The sequence below is a fragment of the Mycobacterium sp. SMC-8 genome, assembly GCF_025263565.1.
In the GTDB taxonomy this organism is placed as follows: Bacteria; Actinomycetota; Actinomycetes; order Mycobacteriales; family Mycobacteriaceae; genus Mycobacterium.
This window is the reverse complement of the sequence record NZ_CP079865.1, coordinates 1,717,848-1,742,276: the sequence shown is the minus strand read 5'-3', so window position 1 is coordinate 1,742,276 and position 24,429 is coordinate 1,717,848. Positions and strand designations below refer to the sequence as shown.

29 protein-coding genes are annotated in these 24,429 nt (G+C 69.8%); 8 read left to right on the top strand and 21 right to left on the bottom strand.

Features of this window, described 5'->3' with window-relative positions:
• Positions 1 to 71: 71 nt before the first annotated feature.
• Positions 72 to 1,118, bottom strand: a complete 1,047-nt coding sequence (locus KXD97_RS08540) for a L,D-transpeptidase (protein WP_260756301.1) — start codon at positions 1,116 to 1,118, stop codon at positions 72 to 74.
• Between the two features lie 351 nt (positions 1,119 to 1,469).
• Between KXD97_RS08540 and KXD97_RS08535 the strand changes: the two genes are divergently transcribed.
• Positions 1,470 to 1,766 (top strand): MTH1187 family thiamine-binding protein, encoded by a 297-nt coding sequence (locus tag KXD97_RS08535; protein WP_260756300.1) that lies wholly within the window; start codon positions 1,470 to 1,472, stop codon positions 1,764 to 1,766.
• A 101-nt stretch (positions 1,767 to 1,867) separates the two neighbouring features.
• Here the strand turns inward: KXD97_RS08535 and KXD97_RS08530 are convergent, their stop codons facing one another.
• Complete coding sequence (locus tag KXD97_RS08530) at positions 1,868 to 2,188, bottom strand: metal-sensitive transcriptional regulator (protein ID WP_260757887.1); 321 nt, start codon at positions 2,186 to 2,188, stop codon at positions 1,868 to 1,870.
• Positions 2,189 to 2,199: 11 nt separating this feature from the next.
• Positions 2,200 to 2,826 (bottom strand): DUF305 domain-containing protein, encoded by a 627-nt coding sequence (locus tag KXD97_RS08525; protein ID WP_260756299.1) that lies wholly within the window; start codon positions 2,824 to 2,826, stop codon positions 2,200 to 2,202.
• A 78-nt stretch (positions 2,827 to 2,904) separates the two neighbouring features.
• Here KXD97_RS08525 and ilvD point away from each other — a divergent pair, with 78 nt between their 5' ends.
• The 3 genes from ilvD to KXD97_RS08510 all read left to right on the top strand — a co-directional run bounded on the left by ilvD (position 2,905) and on the right by KXD97_RS08510 (position 6,061).
• On the top strand, positions 2,905 to 4,617 hold the full coding sequence (gene ilvD, locus KXD97_RS08520) for a dihydroxy-acid dehydratase (protein WP_260756298.1): 1,713 nt from the start codon (positions 2,905 to 2,907) through the stop codon (positions 4,615 to 4,617).
• 80 nt (positions 4,618 to 4,697) lie between these two features.
• Positions 4,698 to 5,132, top strand: a complete 435-nt coding sequence (locus tag KXD97_RS08515) for a hypothetical protein (RefSeq protein WP_260756297.1) — start codon at positions 4,698 to 4,700, stop codon at positions 5,130 to 5,132.
• A gap of 107 nt (positions 5,133 to 5,239) precedes the next feature.
• Positions 5,240 to 6,061, top strand: a complete 822-nt coding sequence (locus tag KXD97_RS08510; RefSeq protein WP_260756296.1) for a nitroreductase family protein — start codon at positions 5,240 to 5,242, stop codon at positions 6,059 to 6,061.
• A gap of 27 nt (positions 6,062 to 6,088) precedes the next feature.
• On the opposite strand, the gene KXD97_RS08505 is transcribed toward KXD97_RS08510, so the two are convergent.
• From KXD97_RS08505 to KXD97_RS08465, 9 genes are all read right to left on the bottom strand, one after another.
• On the bottom strand, positions 6,089 to 7,351 hold the full coding sequence (locus tag KXD97_RS08505; protein WP_260756295.1) for an MFS transporter: 1,263 nt from the start codon (positions 7,349 to 7,351) through the stop codon (positions 6,089 to 6,091).
• Between the two features lie 109 nt (positions 7,352 to 7,460).
• Positions 7,461 to 7,901: an SRPBCC family protein gene (locus KXD97_RS08500; protein WP_260756294.1), complete on the bottom strand. Its 441-nt coding sequence runs from the start codon at positions 7,899 to 7,901 to the stop codon at positions 7,461 to 7,463.
• Between the two features lie 18 nt (positions 7,902 to 7,919).
• A complete protein-coding gene (locus KXD97_RS08495; protein ID WP_260756293.1) occupies positions 7,920 to 8,300 on the bottom strand; it encodes an SRPBCC family protein in 381 nt (126 codons plus the stop codon).
• 25 nt (positions 8,301 to 8,325) lie between these two features.
• Positions 8,326 to 9,102: a DAPG hydrolase family protein gene (locus KXD97_RS08490; RefSeq protein WP_260756292.1), complete on the bottom strand. Its 777-nt coding sequence runs from the start codon at positions 9,100 to 9,102 to the stop codon at positions 8,326 to 8,328.
• A gap of 11 nt (positions 9,103 to 9,113) precedes the next feature.
• A complete protein-coding gene (locus KXD97_RS08485) occupies positions 9,114 to 9,776 on the bottom strand; it encodes an O-methyltransferase (protein ID WP_260756291.1) in 663 nt (220 codons plus the stop codon).
• Between the two features lie 10 nt (positions 9,777 to 9,786).
• Positions 9,787 to 10,278 (bottom strand): TIGR04338 family metallohydrolase, encoded by a 492-nt coding sequence (locus KXD97_RS08480; RefSeq protein ID WP_260756290.1) that lies wholly within the window; start codon positions 10,276 to 10,278, stop codon positions 9,787 to 9,789.
• Positions 10,275 to 11,027 carry a DUF2786 domain-containing protein gene (locus KXD97_RS08475; RefSeq protein WP_260756289.1) on the bottom strand — a complete coding sequence of 251 codons (753 nt, stop codon included), beginning with the start codon at positions 11,025 to 11,027 and terminating at the stop codon, positions 10,275 to 10,277. The genes KXD97_RS08480 and KXD97_RS08475 overlap by 4 nt, the downstream gene beginning before the upstream one ends.
• Before the next feature lie 88 nt (positions 11,028 to 11,115).
• Positions 11,116 to 12,111, bottom strand: coding sequence for a hypothetical protein (locus KXD97_RS08470; RefSeq protein WP_260756288.1), 996 nt, complete (start codon positions 12,109 to 12,111; stop codon positions 11,116 to 11,118).
• A complete protein-coding gene (locus KXD97_RS08465) occupies positions 12,108 to 12,947 on the bottom strand; it encodes an alpha/beta hydrolase (RefSeq protein ID WP_260756287.1) in 840 nt (279 codons plus the stop codon). Before KXD97_RS08465 ends, KXD97_RS08470 begins: the two co-directional genes overlap by 4 nt.
• Before the next feature lie 45 nt (positions 12,948 to 12,992).
• On the opposite strand from KXD97_RS08465, the gene KXD97_RS08460 reads away from it, so the two are divergent.
• Positions 12,993 to 14,036, top strand: a complete 1,044-nt coding sequence (locus KXD97_RS08460; protein WP_260756286.1) for a sigma-70 family RNA polymerase sigma factor — start codon at positions 12,993 to 12,995, stop codon at positions 14,034 to 14,036.
• 32 nt (positions 14,037 to 14,068) lie between these two features.
• Here the strand turns inward: KXD97_RS08460 and KXD97_RS08455 are convergent, their stop codons facing one another.
• A complete protein-coding gene (locus KXD97_RS08455; RefSeq protein WP_260756285.1) occupies positions 14,069 to 14,524 on the bottom strand; it encodes a MarR family winged helix-turn-helix transcriptional regulator in 456 nt (151 codons plus the stop codon).
• A gap of 100 nt (positions 14,525 to 14,624) precedes the next feature.
• Here KXD97_RS08455 and KXD97_RS08450 point away from each other — a divergent pair, with 100 nt between their 5' ends.
• Together KXD97_RS08450 and KXD97_RS08445 are read left to right on the top strand one after the other, a co-directional pair.
• Entirely contained in the window at positions 14,625 to 15,392 is a 768-nt protein-coding gene (locus tag KXD97_RS08450) for a pirin-like bicupin family protein (RefSeq protein WP_260756284.1), read from the top strand.
• The gene (locus KXD97_RS08445) at positions 15,370 to 16,695 is read left to right on the top strand and encodes a sorbosone dehydrogenase family protein (RefSeq protein WP_260756283.1); all 1,326 of its coding nucleotides are present in this window, start codon (positions 15,370 to 15,372) and stop codon (positions 16,693 to 16,695) included. The genes KXD97_RS08450 and KXD97_RS08445 overlap by 23 nt, the downstream gene beginning before the upstream one ends.
• A gap of 13 nt (positions 16,696 to 16,708) precedes the next feature.
• Here KXD97_RS08445 and KXD97_RS08440 read toward each other — a convergent pair whose 3' ends face one another.
• Positions 16,709 to 17,155: an SRPBCC family protein gene (locus KXD97_RS08440; protein ID WP_260756282.1), complete on the bottom strand. Its 447-nt coding sequence runs from the start codon at positions 17,153 to 17,155 to the stop codon at positions 16,709 to 16,711.
• A gap of 182 nt (positions 17,156 to 17,337) precedes the next feature.
• Here KXD97_RS08440 and KXD97_RS08435 point away from each other — a divergent pair, with 182 nt between their 5' ends.
• The gene (locus tag KXD97_RS08435) at positions 17,338 to 18,444 is read left to right on the top strand and encodes a phosphodiester glycosidase family protein (protein WP_396884837.1); all 1,107 of its coding nucleotides are present in this window, start codon (positions 17,338 to 17,340) and stop codon (positions 18,442 to 18,444) included.
• Here KXD97_RS08435 and KXD97_RS08430 read toward each other — a convergent pair.
• From KXD97_RS08430 to KXD97_RS08400, 7 genes are read right to left on the bottom strand one after another with little or no spacing between them, the layout of a single operon-like run.
• Complete coding sequence (locus KXD97_RS08430; protein ID WP_260756280.1) at positions 18,437 to 19,195, bottom strand: fructosamine kinase family protein; 759 nt, start codon at positions 19,193 to 19,195, stop codon at positions 18,437 to 18,439. The genes KXD97_RS08435 and KXD97_RS08430 overlap by 8 nt on opposite strands.
• Positions 19,192 to 19,872 carry a YoaK family protein gene (locus KXD97_RS08425; RefSeq protein ID WP_260756279.1) on the bottom strand — a complete coding sequence of 227 codons (681 nt, stop codon included), beginning with the start codon at positions 19,870 to 19,872 and terminating at the stop codon, positions 19,192 to 19,194. The genes KXD97_RS08430 and KXD97_RS08425 overlap by 4 nt, the downstream gene beginning before the upstream one ends.
• Positions 19,873 to 19,880: 8 nt before the next feature.
• Positions 19,881 to 20,759, bottom strand: a complete 879-nt coding sequence (locus KXD97_RS08420) for a mammalian cell entry protein (protein WP_260756278.1) — start codon at positions 20,757 to 20,759, stop codon at positions 19,881 to 19,883.
• A complete protein-coding gene (locus KXD97_RS08415; protein WP_396884835.1) occupies positions 20,726 to 21,316 on the bottom strand; it encodes a mammalian cell entry protein in 591 nt (196 codons plus the stop codon). Before KXD97_RS08415 ends, KXD97_RS08420 begins: the two co-directional genes overlap by 34 nt.
• On the bottom strand, positions 21,313 to 22,296 hold the full coding sequence (locus KXD97_RS08410; RefSeq protein ID WP_260756277.1) for an RDD family protein: 984 nt from the start codon (positions 22,294 to 22,296) through the stop codon (positions 21,313 to 21,315). Before KXD97_RS08410 ends, KXD97_RS08415 begins: the two co-directional genes overlap by 4 nt.
• Entirely contained in the window at positions 22,293 to 22,895 is a 603-nt protein-coding gene (locus KXD97_RS08405; RefSeq protein ID WP_260756276.1) for a hypothetical protein, read from the bottom strand. The genes KXD97_RS08410 and KXD97_RS08405 overlap by 4 nt, the downstream gene beginning before the upstream one ends.
• On the bottom strand, positions 22,865 to 24,427 hold the full coding sequence (locus tag KXD97_RS08400) for an MCE family protein (protein WP_260756275.1): 1,563 nt from the start codon (positions 24,425 to 24,427) through the stop codon (positions 22,865 to 22,867). The genes KXD97_RS08405 and KXD97_RS08400 overlap by 31 nt, the downstream gene beginning before the upstream one ends.
• Positions 24,428 to 24,429: the final 2 nt, after the last annotated feature.

Sequence of the window (24,429 nt, the reverse complement as noted above, 5' to 3'; positions counted from 1 at the left end):
CACCGACGGCCGGGCCGCCGCCGGCCTGAGTTCATCGTGGCACGATGCGTCCGCGGCGCGGGGCTATCCGATCAGAACATCTGCCAGTCCGACGCACCGTCGGGCTGGGTGTACATGGCGCCGTCGGTGTTCTTGATGACCACGGCGTCGCCACTGCCGAAGTTGTCGAAGAACCACTGGGCGTTGGCCGGGCTGAGGTTGATGCAGCCGTGGCTGACGTTGCTCTCACCCTGGTCGCCGACGGACCACGGCGCGCTGTGCACGAAGATCCCGCTGTTGTCGATGCGCACCGCGTCCTGGACCTTGAGCTTGTAGCCCTCGCCGGACGGATCATCGACGGGCACTCCGTAGGTCGAGGAGTCCATCACGATGTCGGCGAACTTCTCCAGCACGTAGTAGGTGCCGTTCTTGGTGTCATAACCGGGCTTGCCCATCGAGACGGGGAACGTCTTCTCCAGGACACCGTTGCGATGGACCTCCATCTGCTTGGTGTCGTTGTCAATGGTCGCGACGAGTTGCTCGGGGACGCTGAACGACGACTTGGTGCCGGCGGCGTCGATGGTGACGACGGTGCCGGCCGGCCAGAAGTCCTGCGGGCGCCAGCGCAGCTGAGTGTCGCTGACCCAGTAGAACCTGCCGGGAACCGGCGGGTTGGACGAGATGTGGACCGCGTCCTGCGCCATCTGCCGGTTGGCGATCGGGCGCGCGAAGTTGATGTAGATCGGCTTCGCCGCGCCGACGATGGAACCGTTGGTCGGGTTGAAGGACGGCGGGATGAACGGGGGCTGGCCGACGAACGGGTTGGGGTTCTGCCCGGCCGGGGTGCCCTCCGGGATGGGCAGCGGGTCGCCGGGGATCACGGCGAGCGGGTTCCTCGTCGTCGGGCCTGTCGTCGTCTGGCCTGTCGTCGCCTGGCCTGCCGCGGGAGCACCGGCCGGAGCGGGCGGGGCCAGCGGATTCTCGAAGACGAACGGGTTCGCCGGTGGTGGAGGCGGCGGGGCCGGCGCAGGTGCGGGCGCGGGTTGTGCCAACGCCGACGGAGCGCCGAGTGTCAGCCCTGCGATCACGCCTGCTGCCATGAACAGGGCGAAGACCCGGCTCCTGTTTCGCTGCCGCATGCAATTACCTCCAGTCCAGCGACTGACCCCAGTGTGGCACAGCACCAAGATCGATCCCGCTGGCGAACGTGTTCGCCGGACCCCGGCACCCTCGGCACGGAGGGTCATGACCTGCCCTGATGATCGCCTCGGCACCTCCGCGCGTTACGACGTGAAAGCAAGACGGCCGGCAGCTGTGGCCGGCGCCGAACCCGCGCTCTCATCCCGAACTCGGCAATCGCATCTCGGCCCACAGACGCCCCTTCCGTCACACCTATCCGCTTTTCTCAGCAGAAGTACGAGAGACCCGCTGCTAAGCGCGGATACCTGTGACTGCTGGGACCCCGAGCACCCAGGCGGACACTGGAGCACATGATCGTCGCGTTCAGCATCAGTCCCATCGGCGCAGACGGCACAGGCAGCGTCGGTGACGCGGTCGCCGAAGCCGTCCGCGTCGTCCGGGCATCAGGTCTGCCCAACGAAACCAATGCCATGTTCACCAACATCGAGGGCGAGTGGGACGAGGTGATGGCCGTCGTCAAGCAGGCCGTCGATGCGGTGGCCGCGGTCTCCCCGCGGGTCAGCCTGGTGCTCAAGGCCGACATCCGGCCCGGCTACACCGGCCAGCTCACGGCCAAGGTGCAGCGCATCGAGAACGCGCTGGACTGACGCCCGCCGTCCCCGCCACCCCGTCACACCTGGTGCCGAAATTGCATTCCACGCGCCCGATCGCGCCCGCGGGCCGCGTGGAATGCGGTTTCGGCGGGGGGTCAGGACCGGACCAGTCGGGCGATCGCCGCAGACGCCTCGGCGAGCTTGGCGTCGGCTTCCGCGCCACCCGCGGCGACGGCGTGGCTGACGCAATGGCCTAGGTGTTCGTCGAGCAGCCCGAGCGCCACCGACTGCAGCGCGCTGTTGACCGCGCTGATCTGGGTGAGGACGTCGATGCAGTACTTGTCCTCGTCGATCATCTTGGCGATGCCGCGCACCTGGCCCTCGATGCGGCGCAGCCGCTTGGCGTAGTTCTCCTTCTGCGCCGAATAGCCGTGGGCGCCGTCATCCGGTGCGGTCGCCTCGCCCTCGGCCGCGATGTTGGTTTCCGTCACGGCATGCCCTCCAGAATCTGCGTCATCTTCTCGATCTGCCCCCGCTGCCCGGCGGCGATCGTCTCGGCGATGCTGATGGCGTCGACATTGGCGCCGTCGGCGATCTCGGCGTCCGCGATCTCGATCGCGCCGCGGTGCTGGCTGATCATCGACTGCAGCCACAGTCTGTCGAACTCGGGGCCGCTCAGCGAGCCGAGACGCGCGACGGTCGCCTCGTCGATCGTCCCCGGGGTGGCCTGCCCGGCGTCGGGCGCTTCGGACCCCTCCGGCCCGGTGCGGATGTCGGGGTTCTCGTTCCACTGCACCAGGAACACGTTGAGGATGTTCATCTCCGGCTGGGCAACCGCGATGATCTGCTCGGCCAGCGCCACCAGGTCCGGGTTGCCGGACTTCTCCACCGCCGTCCTGGACAAGTCGATGGCCTGGGCGTGGTGCGGCACCATGGCGTTCGCGAACGCGATGTCGGCCTCGTTGTAGCCCGACGGCTCCCCGGTGATCAGCGGCGCCTCGGATCCGTCCGATGCGTCGGAGCCGTCCGCCGGCGCCTCGCCTGCGCCACTGCAGCTGGCAAGCAGCAGCACCGCGGCCAGCACGGCGGTCAGTCGCGCGATCAACGTCGTCATGCGCCCCAGCGTACTAGTACCCCACGGGGGTATCGGCGGTGGTTTGGAGGGGACAAACGCCGGGCGCATAATCTCCGCATGCCCTCAGAGCCCACCGATCCCGGTATCGACATCAAGCCCCGCAGCCGCGACGTCACCGACGGCCTGGAGAAGGCGGCCGCCCGCGGCATGCTCCGCGCGGTCGGGATGGGCGACGACGACTGGGTCAAACCGCAGATCGGGGTCGGGTCGTCGTGGAACGAGATCACCCCGTGCAACATGTCGCTGCAGCGACTGGCGCAGGCAGTCAAGGGCGGCGTGCACGAGGCCGGCGGGTTCCCGCTGGAGTTCGGCACGATCTCGGTGTCCGACGGCATCTCGATGGGCCACGAGGGCATGCACTTCTCGCTGGTCTCCCGTGAGGTGATCGCCGACAGCGTGGAGACCGTCGTGCAGGCCGAGCGCCTCGACGGCACGGTGTTGCTGGCCGGCTGCGACAAGTCGATCCCCGGCATGCTGATGGCCGCCGCGCGCCTGGACCTCGCGTCGGTGTTCTTCTACAACGGCTCGATCATGCCGGGCACCGCCAAGCTCACCGACGGCACCGAGAAGGAAGTCACGATCATCGACGCCTTCGAGGCGGTCGGGGCCTGCGCGCGCGGGCTGATGTCCCGCGAGGACGTCGACATCATCGAGCGCGCGATCTGTCCCGGTGAGGGCGCGTGCGGCGGCATGTACACCGCCAACACCATGGCCTCGGCCGCCGAGGCGCTCGGAATGTCGTTGCCGGGCAGCGCATCCCCGGTGGCGATCGACAAGCGGCGCGACGAGTTCGCACGCCGCTCCGGCGAGGCCGTCGTCGGGATGCTGCGCCGCGGCATCACCGCCCGCGACATCCTGACCAAGGAGGCCTTCGAGAACGCGATCGCGGTGGTGATGGCGTTCGGCGGTTCCACCAACGCGGTGCTGCACCTGCTCGCGATCGCCTACGAGGCCAACGTCAAGCTGGCGCTGGAGGATTTCACCCGCATCGGGCAGAAGGTGCCGCACCTGGCCGACGTGAAACCGTTCGGCCGTCACGTGATGAAGCACGTCGACGAGATCGGCGGTGTGCCGGTGGTGATGAAAGCCCTGCTGGATGCCGGTCTGCTGCACGGGGACTGCCTGACCGTGACCGGGCAGACCATGGCCGAGAACCTGGCCCACATCGCGCCGCCGGACCCGGACGGCAAGGTGCTGCGGGCGATGAACAACCCGATCCATCCGACCGGTGGCATCACGATCCTGCACGGTTCGCTGGCGCCCGAAGGCGCGGTGGTCAAGTCCGCCGGCTTCGACTCCGACGTGTTCGAAGGCACGGCAAGGGTTTTCGAGCGTGAACGGGCCGCTCTGGACGCGCTCGAGGACGGCACGATCACCCACGGCGACGTCGTCGTGATCCGCTACGAGGGCCCCAAGGGCGGACCCGGCATGCGCGAGATGCTGGCGATCACGGGTGCGATCAAGGGCGCCGGTCTCGGCAAGGACGTGCTGCTGATGACCGACGGTCGGTTCTCCGGCGGCACCACCGGCCTGTGTGTCGGCCACATCGCGCCCGAGGCGGTCGACGGCGGCCCGATCGCGTTCGTGCGCGACGGCGATCGGATCCGTCTCGACGTCGCCAACGGCACCCTCGACATCCTGGTCGACGAGGCGGAGTTCGAGTCGCGCAAGGCAGGTTTCGAACCCCTGCCGCCGCGCTACACCACCGGCGTGCTCGCCAAGTACACCAAGCTCGTCGGATCGGCGGCAGTCGGGGCGGTGTGCACCTAAGCACCGATTCGACTGTGCGCGCGCACTGAACGTGCAAGCATCTCTGCCCAGAAGACGCTTTTCCTCCGGGCGGAGACGGCATGATTCGAGCGATTGCCGCGCTGGCGGCACTACTGGTCGGTTCGAGCGTGGGGCCGTGGGTCCCGTCGGCGGCCGCCGCCGACGGCGACCGGACCGTCCGGTTCCAGGACGGGCAGATCCGGTGCCTGCTCAGTGCCGATTTCGAGGGCCGCGGGTTTCCTGCGGCGGTCTGCGGCAGGACCGACGGCAAGCCGTTCATGGTGGCGCCGGCCAAGCAGAACCTCTCGGTGGTGCAGGGCGGCGGCGAACTCTACTTCATCCAGGGCGCCATCCCCGGGCCCGAATCCGGCGATGTGGTGCTGGGCACCGGGCAGACCTATAGCGCGAACGGATGGACGATCACCACCGAGGAACTCCGTGCCCTGATCTACTACGACATCGGCCGCCACGGGGTGCGGATCAATCCGGTGGAAGTGGCCCCGATCTGGCTGTGAGCCGCCTGCCAGGGGAACAGCAGTGCTGCCCGCCGCCGATGCGCAGCCGCGGCTCCTAGAATGTCGCCGTAGGCCGCAGGACCGGACATCGGGCGGAGGTGCGAGCGATGGCGACGGCGTTCCCGGACACCGCGACGCTGGAAAGCGTGCTCGACCTCGCCGCGTACGCCCCGTCGGTAGGCAACACGCAGCCGTGGCGGTGGCACGTCGACCACCGCGGCGTCCAGCTCTCCGCCGACTGGAGCCGCCGACTGGGCGACACCGACTCCGACCGGCGCGACGTGGTCATCAGCTGCGGCGCCGTGCTGCATCACTGCGCGATCGCGTTCGCCGCCATCGGGTGGTCGAGCCGGATCCTGCGCATGCCCGCCGACGGGATGCTCGCGGCGGTCGAACTCGACCAGCGGCCCGCAGGCGCCGGCACCCGAGAGCTGGCCGACACCATCGCCCGCCGGCGCTCCGACCGGCGGCCGTACCGGGGTCCCCTTCCCGCCGGCACCGTGGAGCTGCTCATGCTCCGCGCGGAACGCTTCGGCGTTGCGCTGGCCGTCGTGCCGACCATCCGGTGGGGCAGGGCCGGTGACGACGAGTTCACACTGCACTACGGCGACGACCCGCCCGGCCACCCCGGCGATGACGCGGTGATGCTCGTGCTGGCGACCGACACCGACACCGACAGCGACCGGCTCCGCGCCGGCGAGGCACTCAGTGACCTGACGCTGTCGGCGACCGCCCTCGGGCTGGCCACCTGCCCGCTCACCGATCCGCTGCGCGACACCCGCAACCGTCTGGCGCTGGCATGCGAGGTGTTCGACGGCGAGGCCTGTCCGCAGGTCCTGATCCGGCTGGGGGTGCGTGCGGCCGGCGACCCGCTACCGCCGACGGAGCGGCGCTCCGTCACCGAGACCACGACTTTCAACCTCAACTGAGGCCGTCACCCGCCAGGACTGTCAGCCTCAACCAGGCCCGGTGATCGGCCTGCGGCCCAGCAGCAGCACCGGGCCCAGCGCCACCGCGGCGACGGCCCCGATGACAGCCAGCGTGGGGTAGCTGGTCTGTGCGACCACCAGACCCGAGAACAATCCGCCGGCAGCGCCTGCGAGGGCGATGAACAGGTCCACGGTGCCTTGCGTTTTCGCGCGGGTGGCGACGGGGGTGGCGTTGGTGATGGTGGTGGTGCCTGCGACCAGCCCGAGGCTCCAGCCCAGGCCGAGCAGGGCCAGCGCGACGGCCAGCGCGGCCACCGAATGCGGTGGGGCGAGCGCGGCGAGGACACCGGCGGCGATCAGCGTCAGCGCGGCCAGGCCTGCGGTCGCGGTGGGGCCGAAGCGGTCGACCAGGTAGCCCGAGACCGGCGCGGGCAGATACATGGCGGCGACGTGAATCGAGATGACCAGGCCGGCCGCGGCGAGGTCGTGCTGGTGATGCTGCATGTAGACCGGAGTCATGGTCATGACGGCGACCATCACCAGCTGGGTGATCATCATGACCGCCGCACCGGCGAGCACTGCGCGCCGGCAAGACGAGGCGGCCGTCACATCCGAATCACGTTGCACAGCAGTCGGTTCGGCTTCGCGAACCCGCGCGGCCAGCTGCAGGGGGTCAGGCCGTAGCAGGCTCCAGATCACGATGCCGGCCGTTCCGTAGGCCACCGCGGCCAGCAGGAACGGACCCGCGAGCCGGGGCACCGCCAGCATCTCGGCGAGGTCGCCGAGAACGCCGACGAGGTTCGGGCCGATGACCGCTCCGAGGGTCGTGGCCACGAGCACGGTGCTGATCGCGCGGGCGCGGTGGTCGATGCGGGCCAGGTCGGCGCCGGCGTAGCGGGCCTGGAGGTTGGTCGCGGTGCCCGCCCCGTAGACGAACAGGGTGACCAACAGCAACGGCACGTTGTCGATGACCGCGGCCGCCACGATGCCGACGCTGCCCAGGGCTCCGGTGAGGTACCCCGCCGCCAGTCCGGTGCGGCGGCCGAGGCGCTGAGACAGTTGCCCTACCACGGCCGCCGCGGCGGCCGAACCGATGGTGAACAACGCGCTGGGCAGGCCCGCCAGCCCGGTGGAGCCGAGCATGTCCTGGGCCAGCAACGCGCCGACGGTGACGCCGGCGGCCAGACCCGCGCCGCTGAAGATCTGAGCGGCGACCAGGACGCGCAGGGTGCGCTTCTGGATCGCCTCGAGTTCGGCACTGCTCGGCGCGGCAGCATCTGGCGGGGTCACAGTGTCGATCTTCCCGGCGGTCCCTGTTCGCTGATCCGGGGGCGGCCACAGACCCGACAGTGCGATGAGGCCCGCCGCGGCGACGACGCCGGCGTTGAGGTTCAGCGCGTCACGAGCTCTTGACCTTCTGCACCCGCTTGCGCAGACCCTCGGTGGCGGTGTCCATCAAGCCCTTGGCGCCCTTCTTGATCAGGAATCCGGGCAGCGGCACCGTCGGGTCCACGGTCAGCTCGAACCGCACCCGGGTCTTGTCGCCCTCCGCGGTCAGTGTGTAGCGGGCGTCTTGTGCGCGTTGCTGTTTCGAGCTGACCAGGGTCCAACTGACCCCGTCGTCGTGGACGGTGTAGTCGAGCACCTGCTCATCGCTGACCCCGACGATCTTGACGACCTGCCGGGACCGGGTGGGCCGGCCCTGGTCGTCACGGTCGAGCACCTCGACCTCCTGGTGCGCCGACGACCACTCGGTCAGGGACTCCAAATCGAACAGGACCTCCATGATGTCCTGCGGCGATGCGTCGATCACGGTTTCACGGGATTCGGTGACGGCCATGCCCCATAGTTGCCGCGGTCAGCTCGTTCGAAACCGCACCGCCAGATTCTCGATGCGGCGCAGCGCGATCGCGAGCACCGGCAGGTACGCGGGCGCCCACAGCGGCGAGCTCATCCACACCCGGCTGCCGTCGCCGCGGGGCTCCACCCCATGCCGGGTCGCGGGCACCCCAGCCACCCGCCAGCCCCAGGTGCGGCCCTGGTCCAGTTCGGAGATCACGAACGGCAGCGGCACGCCGACCGGGGTCCACACCCGGCCCGTCGCACCCAGTTCGAAGGCCGAACCGTCGAGTCCGGCGCCGGCCACCGTCGGCCCCCACCGCGGCCACGCGTCCAGATCGGTCAGTACGTGCCACGCGGCATCCGCCGACGCCTCGATGTCCCTGCTCACCGTCCACATGCGCGGGGCATACCCGAACGCGTCGCTAACCCAACCTGGCGTGCAGGGCGGGCAGGAACGCGGCCAGGTGATTCATCTCCTGCGCGCAGTGCACCAACAGATCCCGCGGGTCGGGCAGCCGGCGTTCCGCGACGGGCCGAACCACGGTGTTGGCCAACAGGTTTCCATGGCGCACCCCGGTATACGGGCCGCCGAGCCAAAACCGGGACCGCATTTCGGCGCCGGTGGGTGTCGCGCGGACATGGTGGATCAACCAGCCGATGTCGACCGGCGTCTCGGACGAGCCCAGGCGCGCGCACACCGCGACCGAATCACCGAGCCGGGATTCGTCGATCCCGAGCGTGCGCGGCGCGACGAATCGGATCGCGGCCCTGGTGTAGGCGGATCCGAGGTACTCCTCGACCAGGCAGGTGCGGCCGGCGTAGTGGCCGTCGCCGCCGCCGTCGGCCCACCGCGCCGCCACGTGTGCGCGGGGATGCCACAACTTGTAGCGGCGGCTGTCGCTGCCATGCCAGCCGAACCACCAGGCCCACATCCCGGGGGCCACCCCGGGCATGTCGGTGAGCACCGACACCTCAGACGCTCCGTTGGCCAGCCGGCCGTACCCCGTTTCGGTCGGGTGGTATCCGTCGTCGAGAAGTGTTGCTGCGCTGTTGAATCCGAGCAGCAGTGGAGCGGCCTGTGGCCCGTGGTGCAATGCATCGACGACGTGGACGGGCAACGGCGCCATCTGCGGATCGAAGAACGCGCCGTAGTCGGTGGCGCCGTCGTCTGCCCGGTACCCCAGATAGGCCCGCCCCATCGGAGGACCCCCTAGTCCACGACCGCGAGGGCGAAACCGTCCCAGCCTTTGGCGCCCACGGTCTGTATCGCCGCGGTGTCCAGCCGGGGGTGGGCGCCCATCATGTCGAACATCGCGCGAATCGCGTTGGCCTGCCCGTCGTCGGGTGCCGGGTCGAGCACGCGGCCGTTGCGGGCGATGTTGTCGACGACGACCACGGTGCCCGGCCGGCCGAGCGCAACGGCCCACTCGACGTAGGAGACGTTGTTCTCCTTGTCGGCGTCGATGAACACGAGGTCGTAGGTGTCGCCGCGCTGCTGCAGCCTCGGCAGGGAGTCCAGCGCGGCGCCGACGACGATCTCGACCCGATCGCTCACCCCGGCGCGCTCGAGGTTGCGCCGGGCGATCTCGGCGTGCGCGGGTTCGTATTCGAGGGTGACGACGGTGCCGTCGGGGCCGACCGCGCGGGCCAGCGAGATCGTGCTGTAGCCGGCCAGGGTGCCGATCTCGAGCACCCGGCGCGCCCCGGCGATCTTCACCAGCAACGCCAGCAGTTTCGCGTGCTGTGCGGAGACCTCGATCGCGGGCATGCCGGCGGCGTCGCCGGCCTTTCTGGCGGCGCGCATCCCGTCGTCCTCGCTGTGCAGCACGCGGGTGAACAGGTCGTCCAGAGATCCCCAGTCGGGCGTGGTCACGGGATCGACGCTACTTCACGCCTTCCTTGGCGTACACGACGCGCAACACGTACGCGGCCTCCGGGCCCATCACCGCGGCGGCCAGCTCGCAGAACGTCGCGACGAACGCAGGCCCGTGCGGCGGGACGGTGTCGCACAGGTGGTGGGCGATCTCGTGCAGCACCACCAGCTCCCGCAGCGCCCAGGTGCTGCGGCCCTCGGGCACCGCGATCGTCGCGGCGTCCCCCGCGCGCTCGTAGTGCGCGGCCGTGACGCCCCGCCTCGGCCGCACCGCCAGCGGCGTGACCGCCGGCCACCGGTCCCGGACCGCAGGATGGGCCAGCACACCGTCGACGTAGGTTTGCACCGCCTCGGCCGAAGCGAACCGGGCCTCCGGCGGCAGGGTCAGCTGCGCGCCGAAGAAGTCGAGCACCGGATTTCCCCGCTGCGCGGCGCGGTCGAACATGGTGCGCACGAATTCCTCGGCGGCGTACACCTTTGCGCGCTGCGCGTCCCGCGTCATCTCTCCAGCGCTGACCGCGCTCCCGCCAGCTCGGTCTCACCGCCCAGCCGGGCCCGGCGACCGGCGCGGTCACCGGCGCGCCGCGCCGCCGACGAGTAGCCCGCAGTGGCGCTGGTGGCGCGCCAGGTGCCGCGCGCCCTCGACGTCTGGCGGTAGTAGTCCTTGAGCTCAAGGTCCTTGTTGCGCAGCGCGATCGCGGTGCCCGGGACACTGTCCGGCCCGCTGGTGGCGGCGCGCTGCGCTTCCTCGCGCGCCTCGGCTAGCCGCTGCCCCACCCGGGCGCCGAACGCCAGCTGGAAGTTCAGCCGCGCCGTGATGGTGGGGGTCGGCCTGTGCGCGCCGGAGGCGATGTAGTCCTTGGACGCGCGCACCATCTGCATGACCAGGCTGGTGTAGAGGGCGTGGGTGGTATCGATGTCCTCGGCGAACCCGTAGGCGTACACGAACGTCGAGTTCGACGCGACGTCACATTTGACGTCGTTGGCGGCGGCGATGACCACGAACAGCTGCACGTAGGTGCGCAGCCCGCGAGCGCCGGGCTCACCGATGGTGATGGTGCGCTGCACCGGGGTCTGGGTTCGGCTGCGCCGGTCGGTGTGGCTGCGCGCGACCGCGAGGTCGATCGAGGTGGCGGTGGCCAGCCGCTGCGCGGCGGCCATGAACGCGTCGGCCTCGTGCGGGTTGTCGGTGCCCTCGGCCTGGCGCAGTAGTGCCGCGATGCGGGCCAGCATCTTCTCGTCTGTGCTCATGCCGGCGACGGTAGGGATTCGGTACGACGTTTCACTGCCCTGCAGTATCCCTTATCCCCAGACCGGCGTTTCTCCACAGGCAGCGGGCTCACTTGCCGGCGAAAGCGTCCAGCGCGGCCACCAGCTGCCCGGACAGCGGTTCCTGGTTGGCGTAGTTGGCGATGTTGTCGGTCGGGTCCTCGCGCAGCACATGGTTGACACCCTTGAGTTCGACCAGCGTCAGGTCGGTGTGCTGCAGCGCCGCTACCAACGGACCGATGGTGTCGCAGCGCGACTGGTTGTCCGAGTCCGAGCAGGTGAGCAGCACGGGGGTGCCGGCAGGCACCGCGGCGGCGAGCTTCACCGGGTCGATCTTGTCCGCCTCGGCCACCGCGGCGACGTTGCCCGGGTTCACGATCGCGGTGAGCCCGTCGGGCAGATCCGCCGGGACGGTGCCCTTGGCGCGGATCTCCTCGACCGCGGCCTGCCAGGCCGCCAGCGTCTCCGGGGAGCCGTCGGCCTTCACGCGGTCGGTGATGATGTCGAGATAGCGCCCGGGAAGCGGCTGGAACAGCCCCAGCGAATGGACCTTCGGCGTGCCGGGATCGGTGTCCCCGGCCAGCGCCAGCGCGTGGATCGTGCCCTCCCCCAGCGCGTACACCGACGCCCGTGTTGGATCGGTGGCCGGCTGCCCGGCCAAGAACGCGAAAGCCGCCTCGGCGCCCGCGGTGTACACGGCGCTGACGACGTCGGCCGGCCGGTCCTTGTACGGACCCAGCCCGGTGCGCCCGGTACCCACCTTGTCGTACCGCAGGCTGGCCACGCCGCGCTCGGACAGCAGCTCGGCCAACTGGCGCATGTTGCCGATCGGACCCGCCACCTGGTTGTCGCCGTTGCGGTCGGTGCCGCCGCTCTCGGAGATCAGCAGCGCCGCGGGCACGGGGTCCCCTCCGGTGCGGTGCCGGTAGGTGCCGTGCAGCGTCAACCCGTCAGCGTCGAACGTCACCTCCTCGTCCGTCCACACCGCCGGGTCCGTCGAGGAGTCCGACGAGCAGCCCGAAACCAGAAGCAGAACCGAAAGCGCCACCGCAGCAAGGATTCTCACAGCTTCGACTCGATCCAGGCGGTGACGTCGTCGAGCACCACGTCTTTCTCGGGCTCGTTGAACACCTCGTGGTAGAGGCCCGGATACTCCTTGAGGTGCACGTCGGCCGACCCGATGCAGTCGATGAGTTTGCGGCTGCCCTGCACCGGGATCAGCCGGTCCTTGTCGCCGTGCACGACCAGCAGCGGGGCGGTGATCGCGCCGGCCCGCGCCGGCATGGTCTCACCGACACCGATCAGCGCACGGCCCACGCCGGCGGGCAGCTTGCCGTGGTGGACCAGCGGGTCGTTCTCGTAGGCGGCGACGACCTGCGGGTCACGCGACACCGCGTCGGCCGGCAGGTTGTCGACGGGCAGGCCGGGTGCGATGCGGCCCAGCACCTTGGCCAGCAGCACCATCACCGGCGACACCGAGGCGTGCGCGTCGACGGCCGGTCCGGACAGCACCATCGCGTGGTAGTCGTCGGGATGCTCGACGCCGTAGGTGAACACGATGCCGCCGCCCATGCTGTGCCCGAGCACCACCCGTTTCAGGCTCGGCTGCTCATCGGCGGCGATCCGGACCAGGGTGTGGAAGTCCCCGGTGTACTCGGTGATGTCGCGCAGGTAGACCCGCTTGCCGCCGGAGCGGCCGTGGCCGCGGTGGTCCAGCGCGTAGGTGACCAGTCCCGCCTCGCCGAACCGGGCGACGACGTGGTCGTATCGGCGGGCGTGTTCGGCGTACCCGTGGGCCAGCACGACCACGCCGCGCGGCGGCTCCTGCGGGGTCCACACGTCGTACACGATCCGAACGCCGCCGACGCCGTCGAAACTGCGCTCGGTGTGGGTCACAACCATGGCAGCGAGACTAGCGTTCCACGAGGCGCCCAACAGGACCTGGACTTGTCGGTGACGCTGCGTAAGCTGCTGAACGTGACGGCCACGGCTCTCGACGGCAACCTCGACGACTTCGCCGACAAGGGTGCCTCGGACGCCTTTCTCGCCGATGCGCAGCGGTACCGGCGGGAACTTCTGGCGCACTGCTACCGGATGACCGGTTCACTGCACGACGCCGAGGATCTGGTCCAGGAAACCTATCTGCGGGCGTGGAAGTCGTACAAGGGTTTCCAGGGCAAATCGTCGGTGCGGACCTGGCTGTACCGGATCGCCACCAACACCTGCCTGACGGCGCTCGACGGCAACAAACGCAGGCCGCTGCCCAGCGGGCTGGGCCAGCCGGCCTCGGATCCGACGGGTGAGCTCACCGAGCGCCACGAGATCAGCTGGCTGGAACCGCTGCCCGACGCTTCGCGCGAAGACCCGTCCGACCCGTCGGTGATCGCCGAGTCCCGAGAGGCGGTGCGGCTGGCGTTCGTCGCGGCGCTGCAGCATCTGCCCCCGCGCCAGCGTGCGGTGCTGGTGCTGCGTGAGGTGCTGCAGTGGAAGGCCGCCGAGGTCGGCGAGGCGGTCGGCACGTCCACCGCGGCGGTCAACAGCCTGCTGCAGCGGGCTCGCGCGCAGCTCGACGAGATACAGCCCGCCCGTGACGATCGGCCGGTGCCGCTGCAATCCCCGGAGGCCGCCGAGACGCTGACCCAGTACATCGCCGCGTTCGAAAGCTACGACATGGACCGGCTCGTCGGACTGCTCACCGCCGACGCGGTGTGGGAGATGCCCCCGTTCGACGGCTGGTATCAGGGCCCGGCCGACATCATCACGCTGGCGAAGGTGCACTGCCCGGCCGAGAAGGCCGGCGACATGCGGTTCCTGCAGACCACCGCCAACGGTCAGCCGGTGGCCGCGCTCTACATGCGCAACCCGGAAACCAGTGTGCATGAGGCCTTTCAACTGCATGTGCTCGACATGTGCGAGTCCGGCATCGCGCACGTGGTGGCCTTCATGGACACCGAGCTGTTCGCGAAGTGCGGGCTGCCGGCCACACTTTGACACCCCGCCCCACTGACCGGCGGGCCGGACGGCTAACCGGCGGACGGGGCGGCCCGTAGCCGGCCGAGGATGGTCTGCAGCGCCGCGCCGAACTCTCGCTGCTGGGTCTCGGTGAGCCCGTCGAACACCACCGAGCGGACCAGGTCGACGTGTCCGGGCGCGGCGGTCTGCAACGCAGAAAGCCCCGCGTCGGTCAGGGTGACTGTCGCTCCGCGGCGGTCGTCGCCGTCGCCCTCCCGCTCCACCAGCCCGCGCCCCCGCATGCGGCGCAGCTGGTGGGACAGCCGGCTCTGCTCCCAGCCGATGAGTCTGCCGAGTTCGTGGATGCGCATCGGCCCGCGCTCGGACAGGGCTACCAGCACGTCGTAGTCCGCCAGCGACAGCTCGCAGTCCTGCTGCAGCTGGCGGTGCATCGCCGTATGCAGCCGGCTGGCCGTCGCCAGGTAATCCCGCCAGATCAGCTGCTGCTCGTCGCTGAGCCACTCCATGGACCCACCCTAGCCCCGGAATACATGACACATCATCAATGTTGTCGGTCGCAGGACAGCCACCTAGGCTGACAAGAACTCTCCGAGGAGTGATCCAGACATGAGCAGCAGCCCGAGCATCGTGGACGTCCGGCGTGCCGACGACCGCGCGAAAACCACGATCGAGTGGCTGGACTCCAAACACTCGTTCTCCTTCGGCAGCCACTACGAACCCGGCAACACCCACCACGGTCTGCTGCTGGTCAACAACGACGACATCGTCAAGCCCGGCACCGGCTTTGACACCCATCCGCACCGCGACATGGAGATCGTGACCTGGGTTCTGCGCGGTTCGCTGGTGCACCAGGACTCCACCGGACACTCCGGGGTCATCTATCCCGGTCTGGCACAGCGGATGTCGGCGGGACGCGGAATCCTGCACTCCGAGAAGAACGATTCCTGGACCCTGACCGGAGCGCAGACCCACAGCGAACCGGTGCATTTCGTGCAGATGTGGGTGGTACCGGACGAATCCGGAATCGACCCCGGCTACCAGCAGCTCGAGATCGACGACGAGCTGTTGCGCGGCAACTTGGTGACGATCGCGTCAGGGATGCCCGCACACCGCGATGCCGCCGCCATCACGATCCGTAACCGGTACGCGGCGTTGCACGGCGCGCGACTGGAGGCGGGTCAGAGCGTCCTGTTGCCCGAGGCGCCGTACCTGCACCTGTTCGTGCCCCGGGGGGCGGTCACGCTGGAAGGGGTCGGACCACTGACAGAAGGCGACGCGGTGCGGTTCACCGCATCCGGCGGTCAACGGATTACCGCGACCGGGCCCGCGGAGATCCTGGTCTGGGAGATGCATGCGGGACTCGGTGCGGCATAAACGAATCGGCATCCTGCTGGCAGGCACCGCCCTGCTCACCGGATGCACGTCCGAGCCGGGTCCGTCGGCCACCTCCGCTCGGTCGCCGACACCGTCGGCGGTGACGACGACGGGCGGCACCCCCGAGTCGAGGCTGAGCCCGGTGAACGTCGAGGTCGATCGGCGGCTGGCCGATGCACCGTTCGACCGGCCCCGCCAGGCGCTGGTGCCGCAGGGCTGGACGCTGTCGGTGTGGGCGCGGACCTCGCGGCCGCGGTTAGCGGCGTGGACCCCGGACGGCGAGCTGCTGGTCTCGGTGCCCAGCGCGGGCCGGGTGCTGCGGTTCGCGTCGCGCGACGGTGAGGCAGCCGAGGAGTCGGTGCTGCTCGACGGGCTCGACGAACCGCACGGCCTGGCGTTCGACAAGTCGACGCTGTATGTGGCCGAGAGCGATCAGGTGGTCGCGTACCGGTACGCCGACGGCACGGCCAACGATCCGCGCACGGTGGCGGCCGGGCTGCCCGACGATCGAAGCCCGGACCTGCGGGGCGCGTACTCTCATGTGCTCAAGAGCGTGGCCGTCGGCCCCGACGGCGCCGTCTACTTCTCGATCGGCTCGACGGGCAACATCTCGGCGCAGGACCGCACCGCGGACCCGCCGAGAGCCACGATCATGCGGGTACCACCCGGCGGCGGTCCCGCCGAGCCGTTCGCCACCGGGGTGCGCAACGGCACCGGGCTGGCGGTGGCGCCCGACGGCGCGGTGTGGACGGCCAACAACGGCCGCGACAACGTCGCCTACCCCGAGCCGGGACCGTCCTACGGACAGGTGATTCCGGAGTACGTCGGCGACCATCCGCCCGAGCAGATCGCCAACTTGACGCCCGGACGCGAATTGGGCTGGCCGTACTGCAATCCCGACGGCGGGCCTGCCGATCTGACCTTCATCCGGGATGTGCAGACCAATCCCGATGGCGCACAGATGGATTGCGCGTTGCTGCCGCCCGTGGAGCAGAGCATGGGCGCACATTCGGCGCCGCTGGGCCTGAGCTTCGTCGACGGCGAGCTGCCCGCGCCGTACAGTCGCGGCGCGCTGATCGGGGTGCACGGTTCGTGGAACCGGCAGCCGCCCCGTGCTCCCGAGGTGTCGTTCTACCCCTGGCAGGGCGGCGATCTCGGCGATCAGCAGACACTCGTCGGCGGATTCCAGGACGACGACGGGACCCGCTGGGGCCGGCCGGTGGCCGCGGTCGCCGGTCCCGATGGCGCCGTCTACATCACCGACGACGCCGCCGACGCGATCTACCGGCTGGCTCCGTCCTGAACCGGGGGCCGCGCTATCCCGGCGTCGTCGCAAGCCGGTTGAGCACCGAGGCCATCCGCTTCTCGGTGCCGCCGACCCGCTTCTCGAGCGCAAGTTTCACCAGCGGCGTGAGAATCCTTGCCGAGCCGTGCATTTCGAGATCGCCCTCGAAGGTGACCACCGACCCCGAACCTCGCGCGTCGACGGTGATCGTGTCGATGGTCCGCGACGACTGGTTCTCTCCGACGAATACCACCCTGCTGGGCGTGAGTTCTTCGAGCTTGTAGGTCAGTTCGGCGGTGACCCCCAGGATTTTCGACACGTTGTGCCAGAATGCGCCCTCGACGACGGGTCCGGTGTCGATGCGCTCGCAGCGGCGGGTACCGGGATCCCACTGTTCGGCGTGTTCGAAGTCCTTGAGGTAGTCGACGACGACCTGCGGTGGCGGACTGACGGTGAAGGTACGAGTCACGGTAGACATGTCATCCGGGTACCCGGTCGTCCGGTGCGTCATCCGCCAACATAACCACGGCGAGGCCCTCAGCAAAGACCGCGGCGACCAGCTCGGAACCTTCCTGTGATGCAGTCGTGACGAAAGTTGACACTGTTTCTGGTGGGATTACTCTCAGTGAGCCGTGTCCGCTGTGCCGAAAGGAGTCGCCGGTGCCGATGCCCACCGCAAACATGCGGCGCCTTCTCGCCGCGGCGCGGTATGCGCTCGCGGTGCTGATGTGCTCGGTGGTGATGTGCGTGGTGGTGGCGGCCACGACGACGGCGCCCCTTGCGAGGGCGGCCGACGCGCGGGAACTGCTGGCCGGCGCGATCGCCAACACCCGCGGTTCGTATCTGGTGTACAACTTCGGCGGCGGGTTCCCGGCGCCGATGCTCAACGCGGCGGGGAACTGGTACGAGCTGAACAACGGCGGCCGGCTGATGGTCATCAAGGGCGCTTCACAGCGGCTGGCGCCGCGCCTGCTCGCCGACTCGCACACCGGTTATCAGGCCCGCTGCGAACGTGATCCGCGGGCACGGACCGGCGAGGGGCTGTGGCAGGCCTCGGAAATCTACACCCCGATCGAGGCGTGGCACGCCCTCGGCCAGCCGACCATCGCGATCAACGCGAACTTCTTCGACGTGCGCGGTCAGCAGGGCGGCTCCTGGAAGAGCACCGGCTGCAGTTCGCCACTGGGCGCCTACGTCGACAACACGCGAGGCCTGGGCCGGACCAACGCCGCGGTGACCGGCACGCTGGCCTACGGGGGCAAGCAGGGCCTCTCCGGCGGTAACGAGCACTGGATGGCGCTGTCGACGATGATCCTGCCGGTCAAGGGCGCGCCGTTCGTCGTCCCGCCCCGCCACGACGATGACTTCGACGCCGCGACACCGGTGGTGAGCAGGCTGATCGACCAGGGCACCCGGTTCGTCGCCGTGGCCGGCATCGGGCTGCTGGCCCCCGGCGAGACCGGTCAGCTCAACGACCCGGGGCCGAGCGCGGCCCGCACCGCGATCGCCTACGTCAAGGACCGCGACGAGATGTACGTGTTCCAGGGCGGAAGCTACACCCCCGACCAGATCCAGGACCTGTTCCGCGGGTTGGGCAGCGACACCGCGGTGCTGCTCGACGGAGGCGGATCGTCGGCGATCGTGCTGCGCCGCGACACCGGTGGCATGTGGGCCGGTGCCGGCGCACCCCGTGGTTCGTGCGACACCATGGCGGTGCTGTGCGATTCGCGCGAGCGGGCTCAGCCGGCCTGGCTGGCGTTCAACTGATGCTGCGCGCAGCGGTCCGGGTCTGGGCCAGATAGCCGGATCCGAACAGCACCACATGGGCCAGCAGCGGGTAGAGCTGATGCAGCCCGACCCGGTCGCGCCAGCCGGCCCGCAGGGGCCGGTGCTGCTGGTACGCGTCGAGCACGTCGTCGAAGTACGGGCATCCGAACAGCGCCAGCATCGCCAGATCGGTCTCGCGATGTCCACCGTGCGCGGCCGGATCGATCAGCACCACCCCGTCGGCGCTCCACAGCACGTTGCCGCTCCAGAGATCCCCGTGCAGCCGCGCTGGCGGCTCTCCGTCGTCGAATTCACCTGCGCGGCAACGCTGTACGACGTCACCGACGGCTGCCGCGGTGTTCGGGTCCAGCTCGGCGCGCGCGGCCATCGGCGCCAGCCGGCGCTCGGCGTAGAACACACCCCAGGCGCCGTCGCGCCCGTACTCCATCGGCAGCGGGTGCTGCAGCGGGCCGAAGAAACCCGGTCCGCTCCATTCCGGCGGCGGGGCGCCGAACGCGTCGGCTCCGGCCTCGTGGGTGCGCGCCAGCCGGCTGCCGAACTCGCGGGCCGCGGCCCGGCTGGGCGCCGTCGTGGTCACCCGTTCCAGGGTCAGGGAATCCTCTGCGACGGCGAGCACACGGGCACACGGCACTCCGCCGTCGGCGTCGGCGAGCCACCCCAGCCCCGCGGCCTCGCACGCGAAAAAGCCCTGCGGCGCAGCTGGATTCCGTTTGACGAACCGCCGGTTCACGCTTCACCGCCGCGGCCGAACCAGAAGATCGCGGCGCTGACGGCGACGATCGCAGCGGCCAGCCCGATGATCGGGGCGACGGTGAACCGGGTCAGCGTTGCGCCGACCACCGCCCCGGCGCACATCGTCGCGACCACGCCGTAGCGCAGCTTCTCCCCCTCGCCGGTGCCGCCGGCCAGCCGGCTGTCGAAGCCGAGTCCGACGATGGTCGACGTCAGCACCGTCGTCGACAGTTCCTGGATGCCGAACTGGCGCGCGGTCGCGTTCTGGCATCCGAAGGTCACTGCGAGCCCGGCGATCAGGATGAGTTTGGTGTCGTCCCGGTAGTCCAGCACCCCGGCGCCGGCCAGGATCGCCAGCAGCGCGAGCAGCACCACCTCGAGGCCGAGCGCGGTGGTCAGCCACATCCGCACGTCGGCGTCCAGATGCCGCGACAGCCGTCCCCCGATGATGGTGCCCAGCACGAACCCGACGAACGCGACGATCGCCGCGGTCAGGTCGACGCCGGAATGCGGAACAAACCAAAACCCGAGGAAGATCACGTTGCCGGTCATGTTCGCGACGAACACGTGCCCGAGCACGAGCACGCTGACCGCGTCGATCAGACCGGTGGTGAAGGTGAGCAGCAGCAGGGCGGTGACCGTCTGACGTCGCGAGACCGGCGATTTCAGGGCCACGGCGGACGTTACAGCTGCGGCGTCAGATCGAACGACGTGATGGTCGACATCCGGGTGATGCGCCAGTCGCCGCCGTCGCGCTGCATGGTCAGCCGGTAGGAGAGGTAGCGCAGCGACGGGATGTTCTTGGTCACCGGGCTGGTGGCCACCGAGTTCGTGTAGACCAGTGCGGTGGCCTCGGTCGGAATCGACTGCGGGGAAATCGATTCCACGGCCGCGCCCATCACCTCGGTGGTGTTGGTGACCTGGGCCTGTTTGTTCGGTTCGACGATCGCGTCGATGTAGCGGCGGTACTCCGCGGCGAAATCACCGGACAGGAACACCGAGGCCCGGTCGGCGAGGGTGGCCATGTCGTCAGGGCTGTAGGTCCACAGCGTGGTGATCGCATCGGTCGCCGTGCGCGCGATGGTCAGCTTGGTCTCATACAGCGCCTGCTCGGACAGGTACGGCTGCACCGTGGCCGCGGCGAAGCCGGTGGCGCCGACGAATACGACCGAGGCGGCTGCCGCCGCGATCAGCGCGCGGCGGCCGGCCGGCCGGTGCGGTACCAGCACCACGTCACCGGGCTGAGTGTCCGGCGAGGCTTCGGGCTGGGGCTCGGCGTCGGGCGCCGGCTCGACCTCGGACGGCGCGTCAGTGGCGTCGGTGTCGGGCTCGGGCGCTGATTCGGCTTGCGCCGGTTGCGGTTTCACTGTTCTGCGCGCCTTGCCGACGGGCGTCCTCGGCGCCTCTGCGGCAGGCGATTCCACAGCAGCCGCCTCGGTGGCAGGCGATTCCTGTCCGGCGGACGGCCGGGCCTTCGGCTTGCGGCCGAAGAAGCGTCGCCGTGACGGCTGCGCGAGGTCCCCGGTGGTCAGATCACCTGAACCAGGTTGCTGATCTTCCACTGCTGTCCCTCCTTGATCGTCGTTGCGACCCAACGGCTTCCGCTTTCGACCGTCGACTTCCCGTCCGGGCTCTTCGAGGTGACCTTGGTCGCGATCAGCACGTCGGCGCTTCCGTCGTCGTTCCAGCGCTGCACTCCCGCGGCCAGCACCTCACCGGTGCTCGGCTCCGACCGGGCCACCTGCACCAGGATCTCGTTGAGCCGGTCTGCGAAGTTCTTGGCGAACTCGCCGGTGGCCTGGGCGGCGACGCGATCGGCGTAGTCGTTGGCGTTGAACGGGTCCAGGCTGGTGTACATCACCATGAACTCGCTGGTGTAACCCAGCGCCGAGGCCTCGTTGACCGCCTCCCGGCGGTCGTCGAGCTGGCGGACGAGCATGAGCGTGGCGGCGGCGATGGCCGCGACCACGACCAGCGCGGCAAGTACCGACACCAGCGGAAGCCCCCACCGGACAGGCGCTTTGGGTTCGAGGCGGAAATAGTCGTCGGCGACGGTGCGCTCGGCGGCTCCGCCGTCGTGATCGTCGGCGTCGGCGGCGATCCTGCGTACCGGGCTCACTGGCCCGGCACATTCATCAGCGGCTTCTTCAGCACGGTCAGGTTCGCCACCTTCCACTGTCCGTCGCTCGACTTCTCGAAGTCGACCCGGACCGTCGCGGTGATGAACTTCATGTCCTCGGGATTGTTGCCGCGCTGGCCCTGCATCGCCAACAGCATCGACACCCGCCCCGCGGTGACAGGGGGATCGGTCAGCACCGCACTGCTGACGGCCCAGTACTCGTTGCTGGTCGCGCCGCCGCCCTGCACCGCCTGCTGCTGGGCGATCAGCTGCGGCCGGTACCCGTCGGTGGTCAGCGCCTGCGCCCTGGCGAAGTCATCGATCATGGTGTCCGCGCCGTAGCTCAGCATCTGCTCGACAATGCGCGGTCCCTGCGCGGCGACCTGCTCCCGGGCGGTGTCCAGCGCCTGTTCCTGGCGGTACAGCACCGCATAACCCAGACCGGCCACCGAGACCGACACCGCGGCCGACGCGACCAGGACCGTGGCCACCAGCCGGCGCATGTCGCGGTGCGGCCGCTCGACGCGAAGAACCTGGGTTCGCGCCAGCAGATCGGCGAAGGTGCGCCGCCGCCGGTCCCACAGCGGCCACAACCAACCGATGCACAGCGCGGCGGTGTCCAGCAGATGCGCGACCTCGCGCGCGGCCAGCCGCGAAACCCCTACGGCGCCGCCGTCGGGGCCGCGCACCGCGATACCGAACAGCGCCCGCCCCAGCGTCCATCCTCTGAGCGCCGGCCACACCACCCGGTTGACCACCACCAACACGAACGCCAGCGCGGCGACGGCGGTGAACACCCACCGGGCCCAGCCGTCGGACGGCGCGGTCAACGCCAGCAGCGCGCCCGTGGCCATCACGCCGAGCGCGGGCAGCGTGTCGACCGCCAGCGCACCCGCCCGGGCCGGCCACGAGGCCAGCGGCACCTGCGCGGTCGGTTCCTGCGCGGGGACGGTCGGGGTCGTGTTCAGCACCGCCGTCACGAGTTGACCTGGTCCAGCCTGGAGATCCGGTAGCGCCCCTCGTCGAACGCCATCGTCGCGCGCAGCCGGTACCCGACCCGCTGGTCGGCGGCTTCGGAGTTGGAGATCCTGACGCGCACCGCGACCAGCACGTTGACCGTGCCGTCGTCGTTGCGCCGCTCGACGGCGGCCCGCAGGTCGTCGACCGCGACCGTCGCGTTGGCCGCCTGATACGCCTCGGCGATCACGCTGCCGAACAACCCGGCCTGCACCCCGAACTCACCGGTGGAGCACTCCAGGATCCTGGACTGCGCGGCCGTCATCGCGGCGGTGTCCGGCGCCTGGGTGGCCGCGACACACTCCTTGGCGGCCTGCAGCGCGGCCTCGTCGGAGCGTGCGATCTCGGCAGCGCGTTCATTGGCACGCAGCGCCAGCACACCTGCGGCGATGCCGCCGCCGGCGAGCAGCAGCAGCACCACGCAGATCGTCGCAGCCCAACCGTTGCCCAGCCGCGACGGCCTGCGGAGCTCGGCCGAGGACTGCTCCTGGGGTGACGCGTCGACAACGGTGCCGGTTCCGGGGTCGGGGATCAGCCGGCTGGTGCCAGCATCTCCTTCCATCCGTCGTCTCCTGGGTTGCTCGAATTGCTCACGTTGTACCTGACACCGTCAGGCCCCACCACCTCGCCACTGCTCGGGCTGTACCCAGCGGTGGTGCCGGGCGGCCCCTGCGCAGGAGTGTAGGTGCACGGGTTGGGTTGTTGACCGCTGCACCTGACCGTACCCGAGCCCGGCCGGCTGACCGGATCGCTGCTCGGCGCGGCCGACTGCGGTGGGGGCAGTTGATCGGCAGGCAGCGGGTTCATCCCGTTGTTCACCGACGGCGCCGGGATCACCTGCCCCGGGGCCACCCGCTGGTCGCACCGCGCACCGGGGGCCGGGCACGGCAGGATCTGGTTCGGGTCGCCGTACCAGGGGTTGGTGCCCAGCGGCACGTAGGGCTCGTCGCTGCGGCACTCCTTCGGCGTCGCCGCCCGCTTGCCCGGCACGTCGGCGCACGGGTAGTTGCGGGCGCCGCGCACCACGTTGCCCTGGAAGTCCTTCGGGATCTTGCAGTAGGTGCCGGACGGCAGCGGCGCCGTGCTGGTGTCGGCCGGCGAGCGCCATTCCGAGGCCGGCAGGAAGCCGGTCAGACACGGCGGCGGCTGGTTGATCGACAGACCGAAGTGGAGCAGACCGCCGTCCTCGAAGATCGATCCCATCTGCAGCAGGGACCCGCCCTGCGGGTAGATCACCAGCGTCTGCTCGATGCCCTTGTTGTACCGCTTGAGCATGTCGTTGACCACGGCCAGATTCGCCAGCGTCTGGGGCAGCGAATCCCGCACGTCGCTGAACACCGTGGTCACCTGATCCAGGGTGGGCGCGGCCTGCTGCAGGCCGCTGCGCAGCGCGGGATCCTGCTCGGCGGCCTGGGCGGCGATGACGTTGAGGTTGCGCGACCACTGCTCGATCGCGTCTCCGGAGGTCACCTGGCTCTCCAGGATCGGGGCGGCGTTGTTGATGATGTCGTTGACCTGGGGCAGGTTGTCGCGGAACCCCTCGGCGACGTTCGTCGTCGAGTCGACGAGCCGCTGCAGCGCGGGACCCAGCCCGCCGACCGCGGTCGCCGTCTCGGTGAGCAGCGCGTCGATCTTCTCCTTCGGCAGCACCGCCAAGCCCTTGTTGGCGGCGTCCAGCGCCGGACCCACCTCGGCCGGGACCGAGCTCTCGGTGATGGTCTGGCCTGGGCTGAGGTACTGGTCGGTGCCACTCTCGGAGACCAGGTCCAGGTACTGCTCACCGATCGCCGACACCGAGTGCACGTTGGCGCTTACATCGGCGGGAATCTTGTACTCGTTGCCGATGCTCATCGTCACCCGCGCGCCGGTCTCGGTCGGCTCGACCTCGGTGACCTTGCCGATCTGGGTGCCGCGGTAGGTGACGTTGCCGGTCGGGTACAGGCCGCCGGAGCGCTCCAGCTGCGCGTACAGCTTGTACTCGCCGAGCCCGGCGAGGCTGGGCAGGCGCAGGTAGTAGATCCCGAGCACGCCCAGCGCGACCACGGTGAGGATCGTGAAGATGATCAGCTGGATCTTGACGAAGCGGGTCAGCATCG

What these genes read in the sequence shown, in the direction of transcription:
- KXD97_RS08495 (WP_260756293.1), bottom strand. Translation starts at nt 8,300, where the DNA reads ATGTGGACGGTGAGCAGGGACATCGAGGCGTCGGCGGATGCCGCGTGG.
- KXD97_RS08475 (WP_260756289.1), bottom strand. Translation starts at nt 11,027, where the DNA reads ATGAGCACAGACGAGAAGATGCTGGCCCGCATCGCGGCACTACTGCGC.
- KXD97_RS08490 (WP_260756292.1), bottom strand. Translation starts at nt 9,102, where the DNA reads ATGGGGCGGGCCTATCTGGGGTACCGGGCAGACGACGGCGCCACCGAC.
- KXD97_RS08445 (WP_260756283.1), top strand. Translation starts at nt 15,370, where the DNA reads ATGCGGGACTCGGTGCGGCATAAACGAATCGGCATCCTGCTGGCAGGC.
- KXD97_RS08515 (WP_260756297.1), top strand. Translation starts at nt 4,698, where the DNA reads ATGATTCGAGCGATTGCCGCGCTGGCGGCACTACTGGTCGGTTCGAGC.
- KXD97_RS08525 (WP_260756299.1), bottom strand. Translation starts at nt 2,826, where the DNA reads ATGACGACGTTGATCGCGCGACTGACCGCCGTGCTGGCCGCGGTGCTG.
- KXD97_RS08440 (WP_260756282.1), bottom strand. Translation starts at nt 17,155, where the DNA reads ATGTCTACCGTGACTCGTACCTTCACCGTCAGTCCGCCACCGCAGGTC.
- ilvD (WP_260756298.1), top strand. Translation starts at nt 2,905, where the DNA reads ATGCCCTCAGAGCCCACCGATCCCGGTATCGACATCAAGCCCCGCAGC.
- KXD97_RS08405 (WP_260756276.1), bottom strand. Translation starts at nt 22,895, where the DNA reads ATGGAAGGAGATGCTGGCACCAGCCGGCTGATCCCCGACCCCGGAACC.
- KXD97_RS08465 (WP_260756287.1), bottom strand. Translation starts at nt 12,947, where the DNA reads ATGGTTGTGACCCACACCGAGCGCAGTTTCGACGGCGTCGGCGGCGTT.
- KXD97_RS08450 (WP_260756284.1), top strand. Translation starts at nt 14,625, where the DNA reads ATGAGCAGCAGCCCGAGCATCGTGGACGTCCGGCGTGCCGACGACCGC.
- KXD97_RS08455 (WP_260756285.1), bottom strand. Translation starts at nt 14,524, where the DNA reads ATGGAGTGGCTCAGCGACGAGCAGCAGCTGATCTGGCGGGATTACCTG.
- KXD97_RS08480 (WP_260756290.1), bottom strand. Translation starts at nt 10,278, where the DNA reads ATGACGCGGGACGCGCAGCGCGCAAAGGTGTACGCCGCCGAGGAATTC.
- KXD97_RS08535 (WP_260756300.1), top strand. Translation starts at nt 1,470, where the DNA reads ATGATCGTCGCGTTCAGCATCAGTCCCATCGGCGCAGACGGCACAGGC.
- KXD97_RS08500 (WP_260756294.1), bottom strand. Translation starts at nt 7,901, where the DNA reads ATGGCCGTCACCGAATCCCGTGAAACCGTGATCGACGCATCGCCGCAG.
- KXD97_RS08510 (WP_260756296.1), top strand. Translation starts at nt 5,240, where the DNA reads ATGGCGACGGCGTTCCCGGACACCGCGACGCTGGAAAGCGTGCTCGAC.
- KXD97_RS08540 (WP_260756301.1), bottom strand. Translation starts at nt 1,118, where the DNA reads ATGCGGCAGCGAAACAGGAGCCGGGTCTTCGCCCTGTTCATGGCAGCA.
- KXD97_RS08400 (WP_260756275.1), bottom strand. Translation starts at nt 24,427, where the DNA reads ATGCTGACCCGCTTCGTCAAGATCCAGCTGATCATCTTCACGATCCTC.